Annotated in this window: 25 protein-coding genes; 14 read left to right on the top strand and 11 right to left on the bottom strand. The window is 58.2% G+C overall.

The features are described 5' to 3' along the window. Nucleotide 1: 1 nt before the first annotated feature. From T9A_RS05395 to pilG, 3 genes are read right to left on the bottom strand one after another with little or no spacing between them, the layout of a single operon-like run. Nucleotides 2-550 (bottom strand): chemotaxis protein CheW, encoded by a 549-nt coding sequence (locus T9A_RS05395; protein ID WP_035245813.1) that lies wholly within the window; start codon nucleotides 548-550, stop codon nucleotides 2-4. 15 nt (nucleotides 551-565) lie between these two features. Continuing rightward, the gene (pilH, locus tag T9A_RS05400; RefSeq protein ID WP_035245814.1) at nucleotides 566-934 is read right to left on the bottom strand and encodes a twitching motility response regulator PilH; all 369 of its coding nucleotides are present in this window, start codon (nucleotides 932-934) and stop codon (nucleotides 566-568) included. Between the two features lie 32 nt (nucleotides 935-966). Further along, the gene (gene pilG / locus T9A_RS05405) at nucleotides 967-1,350 is read right to left on the bottom strand and encodes a twitching motility response regulator PilG (RefSeq protein WP_035245815.1); all 384 of its coding nucleotides are present in this window, start codon (nucleotides 1,348-1,350) and stop codon (nucleotides 967-969) included. Between the two features lie 244 nt (nucleotides 1,351-1,594). On the opposite strand from pilG, the gene gshB reads away from it, so the two are divergent. The 5 genes from gshB to T9A_RS05430 all read left to right on the top strand — a co-directional run bounded on the left by gshB (nucleotide 1,595) and on the right by T9A_RS05430 (nucleotide 6,342). Beyond that, nucleotides 1,595-2,548 carry a glutathione synthase gene (gene gshB / locus T9A_RS05410; RefSeq protein ID WP_035245816.1) on the top strand — a complete coding sequence of 318 codons (954 nt, stop codon included), beginning with the start codon at nucleotides 1,595-1,597 and terminating at the stop codon, nucleotides 2,546-2,548. A gap of 64 nt (nucleotides 2,549-2,612) precedes the next feature. Beyond that, nucleotides 2,613-3,488 carry an energy transducer TonB gene (locus T9A_RS05415; protein ID WP_035245817.1) on the top strand — a complete coding sequence of 292 codons (876 nt, stop codon included), beginning with the start codon at nucleotides 2,613-2,615 and terminating at the stop codon, nucleotides 3,486-3,488. Between the two features lie 313 nt (nucleotides 3,489-3,801). Beyond that, entirely contained in the window at nucleotides 3,802-4,362 is a 561-nt protein-coding gene (locus T9A_RS05420; protein ID WP_035245818.1) for a YqgE/AlgH family protein, read from the top strand. A gap of 175 nt (nucleotides 4,363-4,537) precedes the next feature. Continuing rightward, the gene (gene ruvX / locus T9A_RS05425; protein WP_035245819.1) at nucleotides 4,538-4,939 is read left to right on the top strand and encodes a Holliday junction resolvase RuvX; all 402 of its coding nucleotides are present in this window, start codon (nucleotides 4,538-4,540) and stop codon (nucleotides 4,937-4,939) included. Nucleotides 4,940-4,965: 26 nt separating this feature from the next. Beyond that, nucleotides 4,966-6,342, top strand: a complete 1,377-nt coding sequence (locus T9A_RS05430) for a hypothetical protein (protein WP_156964834.1) — start codon at nucleotides 4,966-4,968, stop codon at nucleotides 6,340-6,342. Nucleotides 6,343-6,403: 61 nt separating this feature from the next. Here the strand turns inward: T9A_RS05430 and T9A_RS05435 are convergent, their stop codons facing one another. Beyond that, nucleotides 6,404-6,994, bottom strand: coding sequence for a YceI family protein (locus T9A_RS05435; RefSeq protein ID WP_035246275.1), 591 nt, complete (start codon nucleotides 6,992-6,994; stop codon nucleotides 6,404-6,406). Between the two features lie 31 nt (nucleotides 6,995-7,025). Continuing rightward, nucleotides 7,026-7,598: a cytochrome b gene (locus T9A_RS05440; protein ID WP_035245821.1), complete on the bottom strand. Its 573-nt coding sequence runs from the start codon at nucleotides 7,596-7,598 to the stop codon at nucleotides 7,026-7,028. A gap of 258 nt (nucleotides 7,599-7,856) precedes the next feature. Between T9A_RS05440 and pyrR the strand changes: the two genes are divergently transcribed. Genes pyrR through T9A_RS05455 form a run of 3 tightly spaced genes read left to right on the top strand, consistent with a single transcriptional unit; the run spans nucleotide 7,857 to nucleotide 10,673 of the window. After that, complete coding sequence (gene pyrR / locus T9A_RS05445; RefSeq protein ID WP_035245822.1) at nucleotides 7,857-8,384, top strand: bifunctional pyr operon transcriptional regulator/uracil phosphoribosyltransferase PyrR; 528 nt, start codon at nucleotides 7,857-7,859, stop codon at nucleotides 8,382-8,384. Between the two features lie 2 nt (nucleotides 8,385-8,386). Next, the gene (locus T9A_RS05450; protein WP_035245823.1) at nucleotides 8,387-9,400 is read left to right on the top strand and encodes an aspartate carbamoyltransferase catalytic subunit; all 1,014 of its coding nucleotides are present in this window, start codon (nucleotides 8,387-8,389) and stop codon (nucleotides 9,398-9,400) included. After that, on the top strand, nucleotides 9,369-10,673 hold the full coding sequence (locus tag T9A_RS05455) for a dihydroorotase (RefSeq protein ID WP_052042518.1): 1,305 nt from the start codon (nucleotides 9,369-9,371) through the stop codon (nucleotides 10,671-10,673). Before T9A_RS05450 ends, T9A_RS05455 begins: the two co-directional genes overlap by 32 nt. Nucleotides 10,674-10,824: 151 nt before the next feature. On the opposite strand, the gene dsbG is transcribed toward T9A_RS05455, so the two are convergent. The 5 genes from dsbG to T9A_RS05480 all read right to left on the bottom strand — a co-directional run bounded on the left by dsbG (nucleotide 10,825) and on the right by T9A_RS05480 (nucleotide 14,534). Beyond that, entirely contained in the window at nucleotides 10,825-11,370 is a 546-nt protein-coding gene (gene dsbG, locus T9A_RS05460) for a thiol:disulfide interchange protein DsbG (protein ID WP_035245824.1), read from the bottom strand. Next, nucleotides 11,367-12,176: a TlpA family protein disulfide reductase gene (locus T9A_RS05465; RefSeq protein ID WP_035245826.1), complete on the bottom strand. Its 810-nt coding sequence runs from the start codon at nucleotides 12,174-12,176 to the stop codon at nucleotides 11,367-11,369. The genes dsbG and T9A_RS05465 overlap by 4 nt, the downstream gene beginning before the upstream one ends. Nucleotides 12,177-12,214: 38 nt before the next feature. Beyond that, entirely contained in the window at nucleotides 12,215-12,727 is a 513-nt protein-coding gene (locus T9A_RS05470) for a DUF4136 domain-containing protein (RefSeq protein WP_035245827.1), read from the bottom strand. A gap of 132 nt (nucleotides 12,728-12,859) precedes the next feature. Next, complete coding sequence (locus T9A_RS05475; RefSeq protein ID WP_035245829.1) at nucleotides 12,860-14,308, bottom strand: hypothetical protein; 1,449 nt, start codon at nucleotides 14,306-14,308, stop codon at nucleotides 12,860-12,862. A gap of 22 nt (nucleotides 14,309-14,330) precedes the next feature. Next, a complete protein-coding gene (locus T9A_RS05480) occupies nucleotides 14,331-14,534 on the bottom strand; it encodes a hypothetical protein (protein ID WP_035245831.1) in 204 nt (67 codons plus the stop codon). Nucleotides 14,535-14,791: 257 nt separating this feature from the next. Between T9A_RS05480 and T9A_RS16565 the strand changes: the two genes are divergently transcribed. The 5 genes from T9A_RS16565 to T9A_RS05500 all read left to right on the top strand — a co-directional run bounded on the left by T9A_RS16565 (nucleotide 14,792) and on the right by T9A_RS05500 (nucleotide 18,501). Continuing rightward, a complete protein-coding gene (locus tag T9A_RS16565; RefSeq protein WP_084573400.1) occupies nucleotides 14,792-15,520 on the top strand; it encodes an Abi-alpha family protein in 729 nt (242 codons plus the stop codon). 65 nt (nucleotides 15,521-15,585) lie between these two features. Beyond that, nucleotides 15,586-16,809, top strand: coding sequence for a DUF445 family protein (locus T9A_RS05490; RefSeq protein WP_035245832.1), 1,224 nt, complete (start codon nucleotides 15,586-15,588; stop codon nucleotides 16,807-16,809). 19 nt (nucleotides 16,810-16,828) lie between these two features. Next, the gene (locus T9A_RS17010) at nucleotides 16,829-17,035 is read left to right on the top strand and encodes a hypothetical protein (RefSeq protein ID WP_156964835.1); all 207 of its coding nucleotides are present in this window, start codon (nucleotides 16,829-16,831) and stop codon (nucleotides 17,033-17,035) included. Nucleotides 17,036-17,038: 3 nt separating this feature from the next. Continuing rightward, nucleotides 17,039-17,800: a hypothetical protein gene (locus T9A_RS05495; RefSeq protein ID WP_052042523.1), complete on the top strand. Its 762-nt coding sequence runs from the start codon at nucleotides 17,039-17,041 to the stop codon at nucleotides 17,798-17,800. Next, nucleotides 17,800-18,501 carry a hypothetical protein gene (locus tag T9A_RS05500; protein WP_035245833.1) on the top strand — a complete coding sequence of 234 codons (702 nt, stop codon included), beginning with the start codon at nucleotides 17,800-17,802 and terminating at the stop codon, nucleotides 18,499-18,501. Before T9A_RS05495 ends, T9A_RS05500 begins: the two co-directional genes overlap by 1 nt. A gap of 68 nt (nucleotides 18,502-18,569) precedes the next feature. Here the strand turns inward: T9A_RS05500 and T9A_RS05505 are convergent, their stop codons facing one another. Beyond that, the gene (locus T9A_RS05505; RefSeq protein ID WP_035245835.1) at nucleotides 18,570-19,472 is read right to left on the bottom strand and encodes a LysR family transcriptional regulator; all 903 of its coding nucleotides are present in this window, start codon (nucleotides 19,470-19,472) and stop codon (nucleotides 18,570-18,572) included. A gap of 130 nt (nucleotides 19,473-19,602) precedes the next feature. Between T9A_RS05505 and T9A_RS05510 the strand changes: the two genes are divergently transcribed. Further along, nucleotides 19,603-20,190 (top strand): FMN-dependent NADH-azoreductase, encoded by a 588-nt coding sequence (locus tag T9A_RS05510; RefSeq protein ID WP_035245836.1) that lies wholly within the window; start codon nucleotides 19,603-19,605, stop codon nucleotides 20,188-20,190. The last annotated feature ends 76 nt before the right edge of the window (nucleotides 20,191-20,266 follow it).

The following is a 20,266-nucleotide window of genomic DNA, read 5'->3' on the forward strand; positions in this document are numbered from 1 at the left end:
CTCAGCCGGTGCGGGCGACCTGCATAAAGCGCGGATCCTCTGCCAGCCGGGTCAGGCTGAACACGGACCAGTACTCCCCGTCCCGCCGGTAGGCGCCGCGCACAAAAGGTGTGACGCTGGCATCGCTGACCGGCAGTGATTCCACAAATTCATCAATGGGGAAATGTTGCATCCCCAGTACCTCGTCCACCGTCATGCCGGTGTACAAGTCATCCTGGTCCAGGACCAGCAACCGTCGGCGCTTTTCCTGGACCGGCGAATTCTTTTCCAGAAAGCCACTGAGATCCATCACGGTCATCAGCCGGCCCCGGACATTGGCCACGCCCTTCATCCAGCTGCGTGCGCCGGGAATGCGGGTGTAGGCCGGCACCGAGAGGATTTCGGAAACCTCATCCAGCGGTGCCACGTATTTCTTGCCATCCATCACAAAGCCCACGCCGCTCCAGTAGCTGACCGCATCCTGCTGCATAGGCAGGTCTTTGGCCTGCTCGCGGCAGCGACGGTTGTAGTCGGCCAGTTGAATATAGGCGGCGGAAGCAGTTGCGCTCATCAGGGGCTCCGAATATCAGCCGTCGGCCAGCATGCGCTCGACAGTTTGCAGGAGCACATCCTCGTCCACCGGTTTGGTCAGGTAGTCCTTGGCGCCCTGGCGTTTACCCCAGACACGGTCGGTTTCCTGATCCTTGGTGGTTACGATGACGATGGGAATGTGCGCGGTATCGGCACCCTTGGTGAGCTGGCGGGTCGCCTGGAAGCCGTTAAGGCCCGGCATTACCACATCCATCAGAACCAGTTCGGGCAGCTCGGAGCGGGCCATGGCGACGCCATCGGCTCCATTGGCGGCCTCGAGCACCTCGTGGCCGTGCTTTTCGAGTATCTCCCGCAACTTGTAGGTTTCGGTGGGAGAGTCATCCACAATCAGAATACGTGCCATCTTATCCTCTTCAGGCTCAGCGACGCTGTCGCTTAACCGCTGATATGCTGTCGAATCGCGCCGAGAAGCTCGTCCTTGGAAAACGGCTTGGTCAGATACTCGTCGGACCCCACTATCCGCCCCTTGGCCTTGTCGAAAAGGCCGTCCTTGGATGACAGCATGATCACCGGGGTGGCCTTGAAGGCACTGTTGTTCTTGATCAGGGCGCAGGTTTGATACCCGTCAAGGCGCGGCATCATGATGTCGACGAAGATGATATTGGGTTTGCTGTCGGCGATTTTGGCCAAGGCATCGAAGCCATCGGTGGCGGTGATCACTTCACAACCTGCTTTCTTCAACAAGGTTTCCGCGGTGCGACGGATGGTTTTGGAATCGTCGATCACCATTACCTTGAGGTCTTGGAAATTGTCAGTCATGGAAACTGCCTTTAACCGTGAACCGTTGTTGGCCGCAACTTATTGTAATTTTTGGCCTTTCTAGTAATTCGATGGGCGGGGGGTGTAGCGAGACAAGCCCAAACGAAGTTTTTAACACAGATTCTACAATCAATCTATAAGACCCTATGAAACTTGAGAAAATGCCCCGCGCATCCCTGCATAGCGGTGGGCAGTCAGCGCTGCTAACATTGCCCGGCCTGATCCCGATGTCTGTGGAGACCCCATGAGTCTGCGTATTGGTGTGGTGATGGACCCCATCGCCAAAATCAAACCCTGGAAAGACAGCACCTTCGCCATGCTGCTGGAAGCGCAACGACGTGGCTGGTCATTGCTCTACATGGAGCCGGCGGATCTATACGTGCGAGATGGTCGCACCTTTGCGGCCACTCGGGCACTGTCCGTCACCGACAATAACGACGATTGGTACCGTCTGGCCGACGCCGTGAATTACGATCTGGCCGATCTGGATATTATCCTGATGCGCCAGGACCCGCCGTTCAATGCGGAGTACATCTACGCCACCTACCTGCTTGAAAAGGTGGAGCGTGAAGGCGTGCTGGTGGTGAATCGGCCTGGCAGTGTCCGCGACAGTAACGAAAAACTGTTCGCCACTGACTTCCCGCAGTGTTGTGCTCCGACGCTGGTCTCCAGCCAGTCCGGGCTGCTGCGCGATTTTGTACGGGAGTTCGGTGACACTGTGATGAAGCCACTGGATGGCATGGGTGGCAGCAATATCTTCCGGGTGCGCCAGGACAGCCCCAATATCTCGGTGGTGATCGAGGTGCTGACACAGCACGGCAAGACGCCGATCATGGCTCAGCGCTTCGTGCCGGAGATCACCGAGGGCGACAAGCGCATCCTCATGATCAATGGCGAGCCGGTGCCCTATGCGCTGGCGCGGATCCCCAAGGAAGGTGAGCTGCGTGGCAATCTGGCCGCCGGCGGCACTGGTCAGGGCCGCGAGCTGACCGACCGCGATCGCTGGATCTGTGAGCAGGTGGGCCCCACGCTCAAGCGCAAGGGGCTGTATTTCGTGGGCCTGGACGTGATCGGTGATTATCTCACCGAGATCAACGTGACCAGTCCCACCTGCATTCGCGAGCTGGACGCGATCTTCGGCATCAACATTGCCGGTCAGCTGTTCGACATGTTGCTGGAGTTGCGGCAGCCATCATAGACGATGAGTACGGTCCGGGGCACACTCCCTGGCCGTTTAAAGGCAGTAACAAAAAGAAGAAATCATGGCAGCCAATTCACCCGTCAGCGCCTCCGACCGCCTCACCTTTACGGTGTTCCTGGCGTTAGCGTTCCACGGCATTCTCATCTTCGGGGTCAGCTTTGCCCCCGAGAAGCAGCGCGCCGCCCCGCATACCCTGGAAGTCACCCTGTCCCAGCATCGCAGCGATGACGAGCCGGATGAGGCGGACTTTATTGCCCAGAGCAACCAGCAGGGTTCCGGCGATCTGGCCGAGAAGCAGGAGCTGACCACCACCGAGCAGGTGGATTTCGCCGACAACAAGCTGGACAAGGTGCAGCTCAAGGAAAAGACCACCCGTGAGCGTCGTGACCGCCAGTCCCAGTTGCTGGTCATCACCACCGCCCGTACCAGCGATCACCAAATCAAGGCGGACGAGCAGGAGAAAACCGATCCCAAACCGTTCAAGGTAGCCAAACAGGAGAACCTGCAGGACCTGAGCCGCGAGATCGCCAGCCTGCAGGCCCGCCTGGATGCCCAGAAACAGGCCTATGCGAAACGTCCGCGCATTCGCCGCCTGACCTCGGTATCCGCCAAGGCCCACTACGAAGCCCAGTACATCGACAACTTCCGTCGCGAGGTGGAGGCCATGGGCACCCGCAACTTCCCGTCCCGGGCGCTGAACAGCAATACCTTCGGTGCGGTGCGGCTGGTGGTGGCGATCCAGAAGGATGGTCAACTCAAGGAAGTGCGCCTGCTGAAATCTTCCGGCCACAAGTTCCTGGACCAGGCCGCCATCCAGAGTGTGCGCCTCGCGGCCCCCTTCGATGCCTTCACCCCAGAGATGCGCAAGAACATGGATGTGCTGGAAATCATCCGCACCTGGAAGTTCGACAAAAACCAGCGGGTGTCGTCGAAATAAAGCCCGCGCTCGCTACAACGCAACTGTAGGAGCGCCTCTCGAGGCGCGAACCGCGCTTGCGCGGAAATCGCCCGCAGGGTGATCAGGCCTGTCAGCATTCGACAGGTGTCTTTAGAAGAATCCGGTGGTTACCGTTATACGTTTCCTTCGCTGTCGCTCGGATTCGCACCTCGAGAGGTGCTCCTACATTCGCACCTTGAGAGGCGTATTCGCTACGTTTCGCCCTGCAGGGAATCTGCCCGATACCGGGAAAGGGCTCCTATCTAGCCTCCCGACGCTTGCAGCGCTCCCTCCTGCCCCGGATACTGTTCCCATGGACAATACGACCCTCAAACATCAGTTGCTGGTGGCCATGCCGCAGATGGCTGACCCCAACTTCGAACATTCCGTCACCTATATCGTCGAATACAGCAGCGAGGGGGCCATGGGGCTGACCCTCAACCGCCCGGTGCAGATCAGTCTGGGTGATATTCTCAGCGACATGGACATCGAGATTGAAGTGCCGCCGTCCGAGCGTCACCGGGTGGTGGCAGGTGGGCCGATTCAGCAAGAGGCGGGGTTTGTCCTGCATGCGGCGTCGACGCACTGGCAATCCAGTGTGCCGCTCAGCGATGGCCTGATGCTGACCACCAGCCGCGATATTCTGGAAGCCATTGCCATCGGCGAAGGGCCGGAGCAATCGCTGATCTGCCTGGGCTATGCCGGCTGGGACGCCGGTCAACTGGAGCAGGAGCTGGTGGAAAACACCTGGCTCAGCACCCCGGCAAGCCGTGAGCTCGTTCTCGACACCCCCTTCGAACAAACCTGGCAAGCCGCCGCGGCTCGAATCGGCGTGGATATGAGTCTGATTGCGACCCAGGCGGGGCACAGTTAATGCAGTTGATAGTTGACAGTGGACAGTGGACAGCTACGCGACCTCGCCCCTTTTTTTTCGCCCATAGTAAAGATTTCGCGCCTGATCTTTGGGCGCGGCTTCCTGGATTTAAGAGCTGCATCATCCCGTTCCGCGACGCTGTCCACTGTCCACTATCAACTGTCCATTATTATTCATGATCCTCGCCTTCGACTACGGCACACAAAAAATCGGCGTGGCCAGTGGCAACAGTCTGCTGGGTACTGCCACGCCCCTGAAAGCCCTCTCCTGCAAGAACACCCAACCCAACTGGGATGACATTGCTGCCTTGCTGAAAGAGTGGGAGCCGGAGGAGCTGGTGGTGGGTCTACCGTTGAACATGGATGGCAGCGAAAGCGAATCCACGGCGCGGGCGAAGAAATTTGCAGGCCGTTTGAAAGGCCGGTTCGGCATGAAAGTGTGGCTGGTGGATGAACGCTTGAGCACCCGTGAAGCGCGGGAGCGTACCGGGATCCAGAAAGCCGACTCGCGAGTGGATTCCATGGCAGCGGTGATTATTGCCGAAGGCTTCTTCGCGGGCGAGGCACAGGTTTTTTAATACCAATTATATGGGGGAAAACAGGTTTGAGAGAAAAAACGGAAGTTAAGTCGTTGACCCTTGTGGTTGTTCTTTCAATTCTGATTGCAGGCTGCGGTGGCGGTGGCGGAGGTGATGGTCAATCTGCTACCGGGTCCTATGCGCCGGTTCCCGATACCGTGACCTACCGGGAGGGTGGCGATGTTAAAGGTATGCAGGTTTTCGACTACAGCGTAAGCAATGTTATTCGATCCCGGTTTGTTGTGGATCCGGGTACTGATGGCCGATGGGGGACAGGCGATGATGTGCGTGCGGGAGGCCTGACATGCCGATATCAGCCATCTAAAAACCCTCTCCCTCCTGCGCTTCTGTCCGTAGTGCAAAACATGGGAACAAATGGTGATGGGAATTTCGCCCTTCAACAGCTTGATATTGAAAGTGACGGTCGACTTTCAGTGTGTCCGCGCTGGAAAGGAAAGCAACTCGTTAGGGAAGAAGTGCTTTGCAAGGGGGCATTTTGTCCAGCCAGGTACCAACTTGGTTACAGGATGACGATAATCCAGCAGGCGCTGGAGTACGGCGGCTGGAAGCAATCCCAGCATGTGGTTTTCTACGGAGAGAATGATCAGATAACAACGGCGCCCCCTTTTCTTTCTCACATTCAAACCACCGAGTTATCGGGAGACTCGCAGGCCGGTTTCGAATTTGTTGTCACGGTAGATCCATCTCCCGAATATTCGGATTCCGTCAGCCTGCCGAATATTGCCGTCTATTCCGGCAATGGCTACCAGAAAAAAGTGGCCAAGTGGTTGCCCGGAGATCTGGAAAGCCGGGTGATCATTGATCGCTATGGTGACAATGATAGCTATGTTGATACCCGTTACCGGACATTAACCTGGCTTCCAGAAAAAGGTGAGTTGCAGGTGAGTGAAGCCAGCCAGAACCCACCTGCTTCGAATCAGTTGATGAAGGTTTATGTCTTTGATGGAGAAGAGAAGCCTATCGGGGAGATCTTCCTTGGTGCAGGTAATGACGAAATATGGTTCAGCATTGATGACGTGGTCGAAGGGTTCCCCGAATTTGTTTACGACGAAAACGGCCAGCTTCTGTCAATGCTTGATACACAGGAAAATCCGGAGCGCGAGTTCACCTATGATGGAGATAAAGTAAAATCCATTCATGTCCGGGATCGGAAAAGAAGGGAATACCAATATTCAGATGCAAAGCTTGCCAAGATAAGTCTTTTTTCTCGTAGTGTTGAAAGGGAGGAGATCGAGCACCAGGTCCTCTTTCGTGATGATATCTCGGGTGTGGCCACATTTATTCCCGATAGGCGCTTTCCGAGAGATAAGGAAGGAGTTTTTCTAGACCCGCTTTTTCCTCAAGATAGAGATCAGATTATACGTCTCGGGCGTCCTTTCTGAGTATGCAGGAGCTCATGCAAGCATGGCTCCTGCAGTTCTTGGCTTTTGTTACTTCAGAACCTTACTGCCGAACCCCTTCCACGGAAATAATAATCTCCACGGTTTCCGATGCCGGGCCCAGGTCATAGGTGATGCCGAAGTCCGCCAGCTTCAGGGTGGTGGAGGCTTCCAGGCCCATGCGGTAACCGCCCCAGGGATCATCGCCGTAGCCGAGCAGTTTGGCGTCCAGGGTGACTGGCTTGGTGACGCCATGCAGGGTGAAATCGCCGGTGATTTTTGCGGTTTTTTCGCCGGTCTTTTCAATCTTTGTGCTCTTGAAGGTGGCGGTGGGGTACTCGTCTACCTCGAGGAAGTCATCGCCGCGCAGGTGCTTGTCACGCTCGGCGTGGTTGCTGTCCAGGCTGGCGACCTGGATGGTGGCCTGCACGCTGCTGTTCTCCGGGTTGTCCGCGTCCACGGTGAAGCTGCCGTCGAAATCGTTGAAGCGGCCGTACAACCAGCTGTAGCCCAGATGGGAAATCTTGAACATGACAAACTGGTGAGCGCCCTTTTTATCAAACGCATAGGTGCCGCCGGGTTTATCGGCAAAGGCCATGCTGCTGAGCAGCAGTGCCAGGGCGGGAATGGTGATTTTCTTTGCTAGCGTCAACATAAGCATCGAACTCCGTTTGGATTAAAGGTTGTCAGGAAAGCTTGTCCGGGTCACGGGGCGCTTTGCCCAGCATGCGGCGCAAGGTGTCGTCCCGATCAAGCAAGTGGTGTTTGAGCGCGGCCAGGGCATGCACGCCGGCGAGGATGATGATCGCCCAGGTGGCAATCTCGTGGATGTCTCCGGCAAGATCTTCCAGGCCCTTCTGGTCGCCGGTCATAGAGGGTACGGCAAACCAGTTGAATACATCGATGGCAGACCCGTCGGCGCTGGTGATCAGATAGCCGCTGATCATGGCGGTGAACAGCAACAGATACAGGGCCCAGTGGGTCAGGTGGGCGCTGACTTTTTCCCAGGGCTGATGGGTGGGCAGGGCTTTCGGGGGTGGAGAAATCAGCCGCCACAGTAGGCGGGCGCCCATCACCAGAAACAGCAGGATGCCCACGCTGCGATGCAGGTGCGGCGCGCTGCGGTACCAGTCGTGGTAGTAGGTCAGGTCGACCATGTAAAGCCCCAGCGCAAACATGCCCACCACCGTCATCGCCACCAGCCAATGCAGTGCGATGGTGATGATGCCGAAGCGTTGTGAGTCGTTGCGCAGTTGCATCCCTGTACCCTACCCGATCTTCCTGATGATTGGAGTGTTGCCCGCTAGCCGGGTTCCGCCCTTTACAAAACTTACCGTTACCGGCGACGGCTTTGCCATCCTCACCTTGGCGGGGTGTTACTGCCATCCCAAAAAACTGAACGGTTTGATCATCTGGCCTGAAGGTTTGTCGGGTCCTGGCCTTTATTCTTTCTCCGGCAGGCGCCATGCTTGCAGGGCGAACGTCGGATATCGCCATACACAGAGCAGGAGAGCCCCTTGAGCTGGGACGAGCAACAACTACAGACACATCTGGAAACCATGGCCAAAGCCATCACCGAACAATACGGTGATTCGTCGCCGTTGCTGGTGGGGATCGAGTCCGGCGGCGCCTGGGTGGCCCAGGCATTGAACGAGAAGCTGGCCAAGCCGCTGCCAATGGGCACCCTGAACCCGGCGTTCTACCGGGATGACTTCGATACCCGGGGGCTGAAAAGTACCGTGTCTCCATCGAAGCTGCCCCTGGAGGTGGATGGCCAGCATATTCTGCTGGTGGACGATGTGCTGATGACTGGCCGCACCATCCGTGCCGCCATGAACGAACTGTTCGATTTCGGTCGCCCGGCGTCGATTGCCCTGGTGGTGTTATTCGATATTGGTCACCGGCAATTGCCAATTCGTGCCGATATCTGTGGTGAAACTTTGGCATTGCCCCCCCATCAGCGGGTAGAATTACGCGGGCCCTCTCCGTTGGTTGCCGAGATTCGCAATCTGGTGGTTGAGGATGAAACAGAGACAAGGTCTTAAGAATGACGCCGACGCTTGCGCCATCCTCCCGCGTACAACTTACCGAAGACGGTAAGCTTCGCCATTTTCTGACTACCGAGCACCTGCCCCGCTCTCTCCTTGAAGACATTCTGGATACCGCCGCCAGCTTTGTGGACGTGGGCGGCCGGTCGATCAAGAAGGTACCGCTGCTGCGCGGCAAGACAGTGGTCAACCTCTTCTTCGAGTCCAGCACCCGCACCCGCAGTACCTTCGAGCTGGCTGCCCAGCGACTGAGCGCCGATGTGCTCAACCTGGATATTGCCAAATCCGCTACCAGCAAGGGTGAAACCCTGCTCGATACCCTGCGTAATCTGGAAGCCATGGCGGCGGACATGTTCGTGGTGCGTCATCAGGATTCCGGCGCCCCCTTCTTTATCGCCAATGAAGTGACCCCCAATGTGGCGGTGATCAATGCCGGTGACGGGCGCCATGCCCACCCCACCCAGGCGATGCTCGACATGTACACCATCCGCCACTACAAGGGTGGCTTCGAGGGCCTGAAAGTGGCCATCGTCGGTGACATCCTGCACTCGCGGGTGGCGCGCTCCCAGATCCATGCCCTGAATATCCTCGGCGCCGATGAAGTGCGCCTGATCGGCCCGAAAACCCTGTTGCCGGTAGAGGCAGAATCCCTGGGGGCGACGGTGTTCACCGACATGGCCCTGGGCCTGAAAGACGTGGATGTGGTGATCATGCTGCGCCTGCAGAAGGAACGCATGGATTCCGCCCTGCTGCCCAGTGAGGGAGAGTTTTTCCGCCTCTACGGGCTCAACAACGACAAGCTGCAACTGGCCAAACCGGATGCCATTGTCATGCATCCCGGGCCCATCAACCGGGGTGTGGAAATCGCCTCGGAAGTGGCCGACGGGCCCCGTTCGGTGATTCTCAACCAGGTGACCTTCGGTATTGCGGTGCGCATGGCGGTCATGTCCATGGCCATCAGCGGCCAGGAAAGCAGCGCCCATGGCCGCACGGGAGGTGAGCGTGGCCAGTAAGAAAGCCAATATCCTGATTCGCAAGGGCCGGGTCATCGATCCGGCCAGTGGCCGTGACGAAATCGCCGATCTGTTGATCGAAAACGGCCGCCTGGTGCGTATCGGCGCCAGCCTGGATGCGCCCGGCGCAGACATTGTGGAAGCGGAAGGCCACTGGGTGCTGCCCGGGCTGGTGGATGTCTGCGTGCATCTGTCTCTGCCGGGCAGCGGTCGCAGCGGTGACATCGCCAGCGAAACCCGCGCCGCCGCCGCCGGTGGCATCACTCACCTGGTGGCCCAGCCGGATTGTGGCCCGGTGGACTCCACCGCCGTGGTGCGGCTGATTCGCGAGCAGGCCGGCCAGGCCGGGTTTGCGCGGATCATGCCCATTGCTGCAATGACCCAGGGACTGGCCGGCGATCAGCTGGCGGAAATGTCCACCCTGGCCAAGGCGGGTTGTATCGCGGTGGGTAATGCGGGGCGCAAGGTGGCTAGTGCCCTGGTGCTCAAGCGGTCCCTGGAATACGCCTCCACCTTTGATTTGCCGGTGATGTTCCGGCCCCAGGATTCTGCGTTGAGCGCCGGTGGCTGTGCCCATGAAGGCGCAGTGGCCACCCGCCTTGGGCTGCCGGGAATTCCGGCGGTGGCGGAAAGTGTCGACCTGTCCCGGGACCTGCTGCTGGTGGAAGCCACCGGCGTGCGCGCCCATTTTCAGCAGATTTCCAGTGCCGAGTCCCTGCGCCTGCTGCGCGCGGCCAAGCGTCGCGGTCTGCCGGTGACGGCGGATGTGAGTATCCAGCACCTGCTGCTGGATGAGTCGGCCCTGGAAGGGTTCAACAGTCACTGCCATGTGATTCCGCCGCTGCGCAGTGCGGCCGATCGCGAGGCCTTGCTGGAGGCGGTGGCAGACGGCACTATCGATGCCATCTGCTCCCAGCACACCCCCATCGGCTCCTCCAGCAAGGCGGCACCCTTCCCGGCCACCAAGCCGGGCATGGCCGGGCTGGATACCCTGCTCGGTCTGGTGCTGCAACTGGTGAACGACGGCAAGCTGGAACTGCCGCGCGCCCTGGATGCCATCACCGCCGCCCCGGCCCGCTGCCTGGGGCTTCAGGCCGGCCAACTGGAAACCGGCCGCCCGGCCAGCCTCTGCGTGCTGGATGCCGAGGCCGATAAAGACTACGCCGAACACTGGCTGTCCGCCGGCAACAACTCCCCCTGGCGGCGCGCGGTGCTCAAGGGCAACGTGAAGCTGACGGTGTGTCAGGGGAAAGTGAGTTGGCTAAGCGATTAGGCAATTGATAATTGAGAATGGATAATTGATAACGCGCGAATAAGCGCCGCATTGATCTTAAAGACATGAGGCCGCGTCCAGACTCTGGGCGCGGCCTCATGCGTTTGCAGAACCCACCAGCTTTGTCCCGCGAGTTATCCATTCTCAACTATCAATTAAGCTGAAACACCTCCGCCCGCAACGCTTCCTCCCCAACGACCCCCGGTGCCAGCCGCCAGCGTCCCTGTGAATCTTCAAACACCAGTGCCGGGGTGCCCTGCAGGCCCAAGCCGATCATCAGGGCGGTGTTGTTGTGGATCTGGCTGCGGATGGCGTCGGGAACCCGCTCCAGCGGCCGGATACCGCCGTCGTCAAAGTGGCCTTCGTGCTCGGCCAGTGCCACTGCCGGGTCCGGTGCGGCGAGGATGGCGCCACCTTGGGTAAAGCTGCGCTTGGGGTGGATCATACCGACGATGATATGGCGCACCTGCAGGGTGTTATCCGGGTCGTTGACCAGTGGTTGCATGTTTTCCCATAGAACGGCGCAGTAGGGGCAGGCCATGTCGGTGAACACATAGGCCACCCGTTGCGGGTCTTCGGCTCCCTCTGCCACCCAACTGCTGCTCTCCAGCCGGGCGAGCAGGCTTTCCATGTCGGCTTGTTCGCCCAGAGCGGATAGTGGTAGCAGCATGGCGACCAGCAAGGTGAGCATTCTCATGGGCGAGGATCATCCAGGTGAGTGGTAAGGAGGTGATGCAGGCTGGCCCGGGACAGAGGACCGAAGTGACGGGCCAGCTCGTTGCCGTCGCCATCAAGCAGCAGGGTCAGCGGCAGGCCACCGTTGCCAGCATGTTGACCCAGTGCCATCGATGGGTCCAGCAGCGGCAGATCAAAATGCAGGTCGGCCTGTATCAGGTAATCCCGCACGGCCGAGGCGGTTTCCCCCTGATTGGCCAGCACGAAGCGAACATTGGGGTAGCGCGACTGGGCGCTGGCCAGCACCGGCATTTCCCGCCGACAAGGTGGGCACCAGGTGGCCCAAAGATTGATCAGGGTTGGTCCCTGTGCCACTTGCGTGAGGGGTATGGGCGTGCCCTGCAGGTTTTCCAGAGTGATGTCCGGCATGGGGACGGGCTCGGGTGTCATGGCGCGCAGGGTGGCCAGGGAAATGGCCAATGCCATTAATGCCACTGCGGCGCTGGAGAGCAACGCCAGCCGCAGGGCCGGTCGACGCCATAAGCTCAGAATCGCGACCGGTAGGGCTGCGAGTGCCCCGGGCCACCACCAGCCGCCATCGCGAATATCCAGCATGGCCAAAAGGCCGGAATACTGCTCGGGGTAACGCAACACAAAGGCCAGACGGGCGCCAGCCAAGGCTGACAGAGTGATTAGCCACAGCCACTTTTCTACCGGCTTGCCGCGCCACTGCCACCAGAGGCTGGCCAGTACGGCGGCGGAAAAGGTAATCAGGGCAACAACAGTGCCCGCTGGCAGCGCCAGCGGGCCGATCAGAATGGCGTCCAAAGGGGGTGATCCTTCTACCTGCAGTATGCGTCGTCCAGTCAGCCGGGATAGCGCTGGAACATCTCATCCACCGCCTTCTGAATGTGCTCGCTACGTCGTTCGCTGCGCATGTCGTCGTAGAGGCGGTCGCGACTGGTGGCCTGCCAGACCACATTGTTGGTGGCCGGATCGATCATCTGCACCACCAGTTTATATTCTTCTGTGATATCGCCTTCCACCGGGGTGGTGGTGCCTATGCCCACATTGTTACGGCTGAAGCCGAAACCGAACTGCACTACGGAGCCGTCGTAGCGCTGCTCACGTTTGAAAAAATGTTTGACGTGCACATCGGCCTGCCCGGAGGCGCTGGCGGTCAGCCCCTTTTCAGCCAAGGCAGTTTTCAGGGCAGTGCGGGCCCGTTGGTCGTCCAGCTCTCTGGGCTGGTCCTCGTTCTGTTCCACGAAGGCATAGCTGCGGTACTGGTTCAGTTTGGCGTCTTCCTGGCTATCGATGACCACCGGGCTGACGCAGGCGCCAAGGAACAGACAGAGTGAAAGGAAAAACCAGCGCATGGCTCTTCTCCCGGTTGCGGTGAATGTCCCCCAGTATCACAGGGGAACGGCACGATACCGTGAACGATCAGCCCCGGCAGCTAGCTCCGGGACTAACTGGTTGGACTGCAATGCGGGCGAAGGGTTCAGTGGTCAGGCCGGCAGGGCCTGTTCCAGTCGCGACCACAGGCCGGTTTCGTTGGCTGCCTCGCGGAAGGCCTGCTGGTCCTGGGGATTCTGCCGCTGATAGATGCGACCGATGTCGCGGAGCATGTCCGGGGCGTCCACCACGCTGACGGCGGTGGCGATGGCTTGCCAGCCGTCGCGGGTATCGCGGGCGGCATCCAGAAACGCCTGCAACAGGTCGCCGCCATCGCGCAGGCTGATTTCCACCACGGTTTGCAGACCTTCACGGTGAAAGCGGCGGGCGAAATCCAGCAACAGGTCGGTCTTGCCGAGTTTGGCTGCGTTTCGCATCAGGGCTTCTATCACGGAAGGGTTATGGCTGATTGGCAGCCGTGCCAGCATGTTGCGTTCATCGTCACCGAGAAATTGTGCCAGGTCCAGAATCAGATCCCATTGACCGCTCTGATGGGCTGCTTGCACCACGGCTTCAGCCACCTCTTCGCCCTGGCGCAGGGCCGTGTGGGCGACCACTTCCCGATAGTCGCGTTGCATGGCGTTGACCAGGGGCAGGGTCTCTTCCAGCAGATTCTTGCTGACGGCGGCATTTACCAGATCGGTCAGCACGGCGCTGTTGCGCAGGGAGGGCAGATTGACGATTTTGCGATGGTAGCGGGGGTTGATGACGGACAGCGCGCGAAGCACCGGCCCCCATAATTGCTGGCGGTGGGCCACATCGACCAGGGAGTCCAGGGTGCGTTCGTCTTGCTCGGCCATGATGTTGCCCAGCCGGCTTTTCAGCTCGCCTTCCACATGGTCTATCACCCAGATTGCCTTTGGCCACAGGTCAACATTTTCGGTGCCGGAACGCACGATGCTGGCCAGCCGGCTGTTATCAATCATGCGGATCACATTGCTGAGCTGGGTGGTGTTTTCCATGTAGAAAGCAATGGTCAGCAGCGCGCCATCATCTTTGACTGTGTTGACTACTTCGCGAATGGAGGGGGCGGAAAGCGCATCGGCAAAACGACCCAGCAGCAGGAATTGGTTTTCCTGAATCTGTTTCAGTGCCACTTGGCTGATTAATTCCGCAGGCAGGCGCCGAATGACTTCGCGAATCTTGCGCGGGTCTGCCTGGGCGGCGACCTCGCCGAGAAAATCCGGGGTCAGCCGTCGGGCAACCTTTGCCGCAAAGTAGGGGTCCATTTCGCCGACCAGGCGGGCCGCCATTTTGGCGCCGATGGCATAAGCCAGTTTCGCCAGTTGCTTGATGGAGAGCCAGCGGGTCCAGCTTGCCAGGTGCTGGAACCCTTTGCGGTGCTGGTTGTACATCTCCTGTTCGATGTGTTCGCGCAACTCGCGAAGGTTAGCAGCGCCGGCATCGACCAGGGCTTGCCAGGTGGTGTCGTCAAGAGTCAGGTACTGAGCGAGCTTTTCCAGCTCAACCTGGATTTCCAGGTTCGGAGTCAGGTCGTTCATGTGAGCATCCTTGGTGCGGGAATTAGCGAAGCGCGCTGCGGGCGATGCTGCGCAGCCACAAAGGCAAGGCCTGAATGCCGCTATCGATAGCTTTCTCCAGCCGACCCTTTTCGCTTTCCAGATAGTCATCCACTGCCTGGTCAAGATCCCGGTTAACCGGTTCCGGCAGGTAGGAAAGAAATCCTACACGCTGATGCATACGTTCAATGGCGTCCTTGTTATTCATGATCGATCCTGTTTGGAGTGTGCCGTTATGAGGTGTGCCGAATCGTAAAATGGTGGCTGAAAATCGATTCGGGAAAACACCATCATTGCACTGTATCAAACGAGCGCAAACAGAAAGTACACATAACATTAAGCGACTGTGGGATTTTTGTATCGACATTATCGCCAGCATTGTTGACCCCCCTAAACAGTGATACTTAATGACCCTGTAAAAGACGGAATCGATAGCTTCGCAAAGTCGAAGCTGCCACGGAGGCGATGTTGGCTGAAGAAAAAATACAGAGAAGAAAACCGGCCACAACACCCTGGGCTGGACGCCTTGTCCGGCAAATGCGACAGGCTGTGGCGCGTGCCCCAGGCGGTCACTATGTGCTGGACCAGGCGCGGGCAGTCGAGGATATCTTGTTCGAAGATTTGCAGTTGCGCCTGGGCGGCATGGATAGCCATCACTACCTGCCGGGGCCAGTGGAGACATCATTCGGTGAGGGCGGAGGGCATGATAAATCCTTGCAGTCACGGTTTGCCGCTCTCGCTGAGCAGTCTCTGGAACAGACCCCGGCCAGCGCCTCGGCCAGAGTTTATGCACGTATCGTCAACCAGTTGCTTCCAGACGAAGTGAGGATCCTCACGGCCATGTCGGACGGTTCTGATATTGCCATCAGTCATTTGCTGGCACGTGGTGGTCGTTTCAAAAACAGTGAGCATCGGGTGATGGCATTTCTTAGCCGGGTGGGTAATGAAAGTGGTGTGATGCTGGCGGATGCCGTCCCCCATTACCTCGCGCATTTATTTTCTCTCGGGCTTCTCGATGGTGGTCCGGAGGATAATTCCCAGACAGCAAAATACGAAGCCATCGAGAATGGTTCAGAGGTCCGCTCCGCCTGTGAACGGATGCGCAAAGAGTCCCGGCTTCGGCCAGTCTTTATTCGCGAAACCGCACACCTTTCAGCTTTAGGCAAGGCATTCTGGGCGGCCTGCTCCGGATAACAATCTGTACTGAAGTGTAAGGAGTTATTCAGAGACTCCTCAAAAAGAATGAAAAGCGAGGCCACATGGAAGCGTATATCAACGAGTTTGCCGATAACATCTGGCTGTACTTATCCATGCCATTGATCAGTGCCGTGGTGGGTTATGCCACCAATGTGATTGCGATCAAGATGATGTTCTATCCGGTAGAGTTTTTTGGCAAACCCCCTCTTCTTGGCTGGCAGGGTATCATCCCGCGCCGAGCTGCCAAGATGGCTGCTATCTCTGTAGACACTATCACTACGCACCTGATTACCCAGGAAGAGATTTTTGACCGTCTCGATCCGGATAGGGTGGCCGGTGAGCTGGAGCCGGCACTCAACAATATGATCGAAGACGTGGTGGATTCCATCATGGGTCAGCACGAGCCCGGCCTGTGGGAATCCATGCCGGAAATGGTGAAGAGGCAAGTCTATAAACGTGTCAAGAAAGAGGCCCCAAGTCTGATATCTGACATTATGAAACAGATCAAGATCAACATCGCACAGATGTATGATCTTGAGGACATGGTGATCACCAATCTGACCAAGGACAAGTCACTACTGAACCGTATTTTCCAGGAAGTGGGCGCGGCGGAGTTCAAGTTTATCGGTCGTTCAGGACTCTACTTTGGCGGCATTTTCGGTACCTTCCAGATGATTGCCTGGGTTTTCTACAAGGGCTCCTGGTTGTTGCCGGTTTTCGGCCTGGCGGTGGGCTATGCCACTAACTGGATTGCCCTGCAGATGATTTTCAATCCCAAGGAATTGATGCGTTTTGGCCCGTTCAATGTTCAGGGCCTGTTCATGAAGCGTCAGGATGAAGTAGCTAGAGATTATGGTCGTCTGGTGTCTTCCTACGTGCTGACCCCGGCCAATATTATTGAGGGCATTCTCAAAGGGCCTTACTCCGACAAGGTGTTTGCCATGATCGGCAAGCATGTCCAGAAAGCGGTGGATGAACAGACCAGTTTTGCCAAGCCGTTTGTTACCTTTGCCGTGGGCACCCAGAACTATCGGGACATGAAGGAATGTGCCGTGTCGGAGTTGGTAAGCCGATTACCGGAAACGCTCAAGCATATTGAAAACTATGCTAATGATGCGCTGGATCTGGAAAACACCCTTTCCACCCGTTTGCAGAGTCTCAAACCGGAAGAGTTTGAAAGCATGTTGCGCCCGGCTTTCGAACAGGATGAATGGATACTGATTGCCGTAGGGGCATTCCTTGGTTTCCTGGTCGGTGTGTTCCAGTTGTTGGTGATGTTTTCTTGATGCTGTCCGGGAGTAGTGCATGTCTACGCTAATGATGGTCTGGGTCCTGTTGTGTGCGATTTGCTTCGGCGCTGGGCTGGTGTGGTCATGGCGACGGGCGCGGCGACGTTTTCGCGTGCGTATGGAACAGGCGGTGGATGAGGAAATCCGTCAGCAAATCAAACAGGAAGTATTACGCCATTTGCAGGATGGTCCGGCCTCCAATAATGGCCAGGCGGAGCGCTGATTCATGCAGATTACCATTCGCAAATCGTTTGTGATCGGTGCTGGTGTACTGTTGATCATTGCCCTTGCTGTTGGTGCCTACCTGGCCTGGTGGGTGTGGAAGAATCTGGGGGCAGAATTGTTGCTGCGCGATCAGCAAGCAAGCGTAGTCGTACCCAAGCCCATGTCTGTGGGTATCGATATTCTCGATGACCTGGACATCATGATCGACACGGTCATCGACACCACGGTGCCGATCGACCAGACCCTGACTCTGCCCGTCAAGGAAACCCTGGACGTGCAGGTGGGCTTCGATAATGCGGTACCCATCAAGATGAATGTGCCGTTGAAGGACACCATCAAGCTGGACCAGATCATTCCGGTGGACGGGGAAGTCCGTGCCCGGGTGCTGGGTAAGTGGATCACTGTGCCGATCAAGGGCGAGTTACCCGTGAAAGCGGATGTGCCCATCGATGTGAATGTGCCGGTGGATCAGCTGGTCAAACTGCAATTCAACGCTCCGGCAAAAGTAGACATTCTCGAAGACCTGTCGGTACCGCTGAAGGCGAATATCAAGACATCGATTCCCTTGAAGAGCGCCATGCAGGTGCCGGTACGCTCCAGGTTACGGGCCAGCGCCACCATTCTGGAGCCGGCAGATGCCCTGATTGCGGAAATGGATTTGAAGTTGCCTCTGCGGGAAGTGGGGCTGTCATTCAGCGATGGAGATGACGCCAGGGCGAGCGACGAGGCTGGGATAACAGCGCCGGACGGGGAGCAGCCCTGATGGGGCGCTGGATTTTGTGGGGCTGGGTGGCCCTGGCTGTGATCGTGGTGGGGCTGGTGTTGGGATTCGTGCTCTACACCCGCATTGTTATCGGCATCGGCCTGCAGGACCAGCGTGCGCTGCTGCATCTACCGGAAACCCTGATCGTGCAGACCCGCGCCGAGGAAGAAGCGGCCATCACCCTGCGAGGTCGTGTGGAAGTGGATGTCCCCTTCAAGCACGATGCCTTGCCGCTACCATTGAAAGGCACCTACAAGGCCAACCTGGCCCTGGACACCATGGTGCCCCTGCGCATGACCATTGAGTATGAGGATGTGATTCCCATCGAGACCACGGTGGCGATCGAAGGCGACACCAAACTGATTTCCGAATGGCTGCCGCGCATGCCCATAGAAGGGGAGCTGCCCCTGAAGCTGGAGGTGCCGGTGTCATTGAAAGTGCCAGTGGATACGCAGATCCGTTTCGTTTACGACGGTCCGGTACAGGTGGGTTTCAACCAGACCATCCACCCGCCGGTGGATACCGTGCTGCGCACGGCCATCAATCTTGATAAGGAAGTCAGCGCACCGATCACCAATGTGTTCGAGGCGCGGGTGGTGCCCGATAACCGGGCGCTGCCCATCATCCTTACCGACACCCGCCTGACCCTGCCATTACAGGATTTGATACTCAGGCCCATGGAGTCGCGGGTTGAACAGTAACGTATCGCTCCCGAACGGCTGTGCTCGCGTTCCCTTATTGCTTACGTAACCCAAAGGGGTGTCAGCGTCTACGACACCGTCACCCCGGGGCAGGGAACCGCCGCCGCTTCACGGATCCGTTCCCCCAGGTAGCGTGCCGCCTGGCCGGCATACTGGCCGTCCGCATAGATCAGATGCAGGTCCACCAACCGTTCCACGCCCTCCTCCAGTGGCAGCACCTTCAGCGCGCCGCTTTCCAGGCCATCGCCGATCTCTGATTCCGGCACCCAGGCAAATCCCAGTCCGCGGCGAATGGCGGCAATACGTGTGGAAGGATGCGACACGGTCCAGCGTTGCTCAGCCCCCAGCCAGCCGGAATCGATGCGCCGGCTGCCGGAATCGCGAATGACAATTTGCCGATGCTGGCGCAGATCCTCATGGGTGAGGCTGTCCGCCTGATTGAGCGGATGGTCTGCGGCTGCCACGGCCACAAAACGTACCCGCATCAGCTGATCACCGAAGAACCCCGGCGGTACCCGTCCGCCGATTACCACATCCGCCTCCTTGCGCAGCAGGGCCTCATCGGAGCCGGACAGCACGGTCTCGCTGTACTCGACCCGGGTCAGCGGGCTGTGCTGGGCAAACGCATCCAGGGCCGAGAGCATGCAATGCTGGGGGAACAGAGCGTCAGCGGCCACGCGTACCAGAGGTTCCCAGCCCTGGCTGAGTTGAATGGCGGCGCTCTCGATGCGGTTGGCCTCTTCTACCAGCACCTTGGCCTGACGGTAGAGCATTTGCCCGGTCTCGGTGAGCCTGGCCCGCCGGCCTTCCAGGGCAAAGGCACGTACGCCCAGTTCGGTCTCGATCTTCTGCACCGCGTAACTGATGGCGGACTGGCTCTTGTCCAGCGCCTCCGCGGCGCTGGCGTAACCGCCCTCGTCCACTACGGCAATCAGGGCTTGCCACTGGTCCAGGCTGATTTTGGCTGACATATCGAAATTCCTGAGCTAAATGTACAATTTTGTCTCGTTTTATATCGTATTTGCTGAATCCACAATAGCCCCATCGTTAACAAATCATCGGCACACCCGGCCGGCACAGAAACAATATGGAGTTGGGGTCATGAATATTCTGGTTATCAAGAGCAGCGTTTTCGGCGACAACGGCAATTCCTCCACCCTGGTCAACGAGCAGGTGGAGCGACTGAAAGCGCAACATCCTGACGCCACCGTGGTGGTTCGGGATCTCTCCGCCGATCCTATCCCGCACCTGGACGGCGAGCGTGTCGGCGCCTTCTTTACGCCGGCAGACCAGCGCAGTGAAGCCCAGCAGGCGGTTGACGATTTCTCCCTGGCGCTGATTGAGGAGCTCAAAGCGGCGGATCAGGTGGTGCTGGGACTGCCCATGTACAACTTCGGCATTCCCAGCCAGCTGAAGAGCTGGATCGACCACGTGGCCCGGGCCGGTATCACCTTCCGCTACACCGAGAACGGTCCCCAAGGGTTGCTGAACGACAAGCCAGTGACCGTAGTGGCCGCCCGTGGTGGACTGTATGCCGGTACCGAAAACGATACGGTAACCCCGTACATCAGGCTGTTCTTCGGTTTCGTAGGCATTACCGATCTGTCTTTCGTGTTTGCCGAAGGCCTTAACATGGGTGATGACAGCAAAGAAAAGGCCATGAGCGAAGCGCGGGCAGCGCTGCAGTGATCCAGGTTGTAGGAGCTATGCTTGCATGGCGAACCTGGCTCCTGCGATCAAACGCTAATTCTGCAACAGGGAGAAC

Origin of the sequence: Alcanivorax jadensis T9, assembly GCF_000756655.1 — a bacterium.
Lineage (GTDB): Bacteria > Pseudomonadota > Gammaproteobacteria > Pseudomonadales > Alcanivoracaceae > Alcanivorax > Alcanivorax jadensis.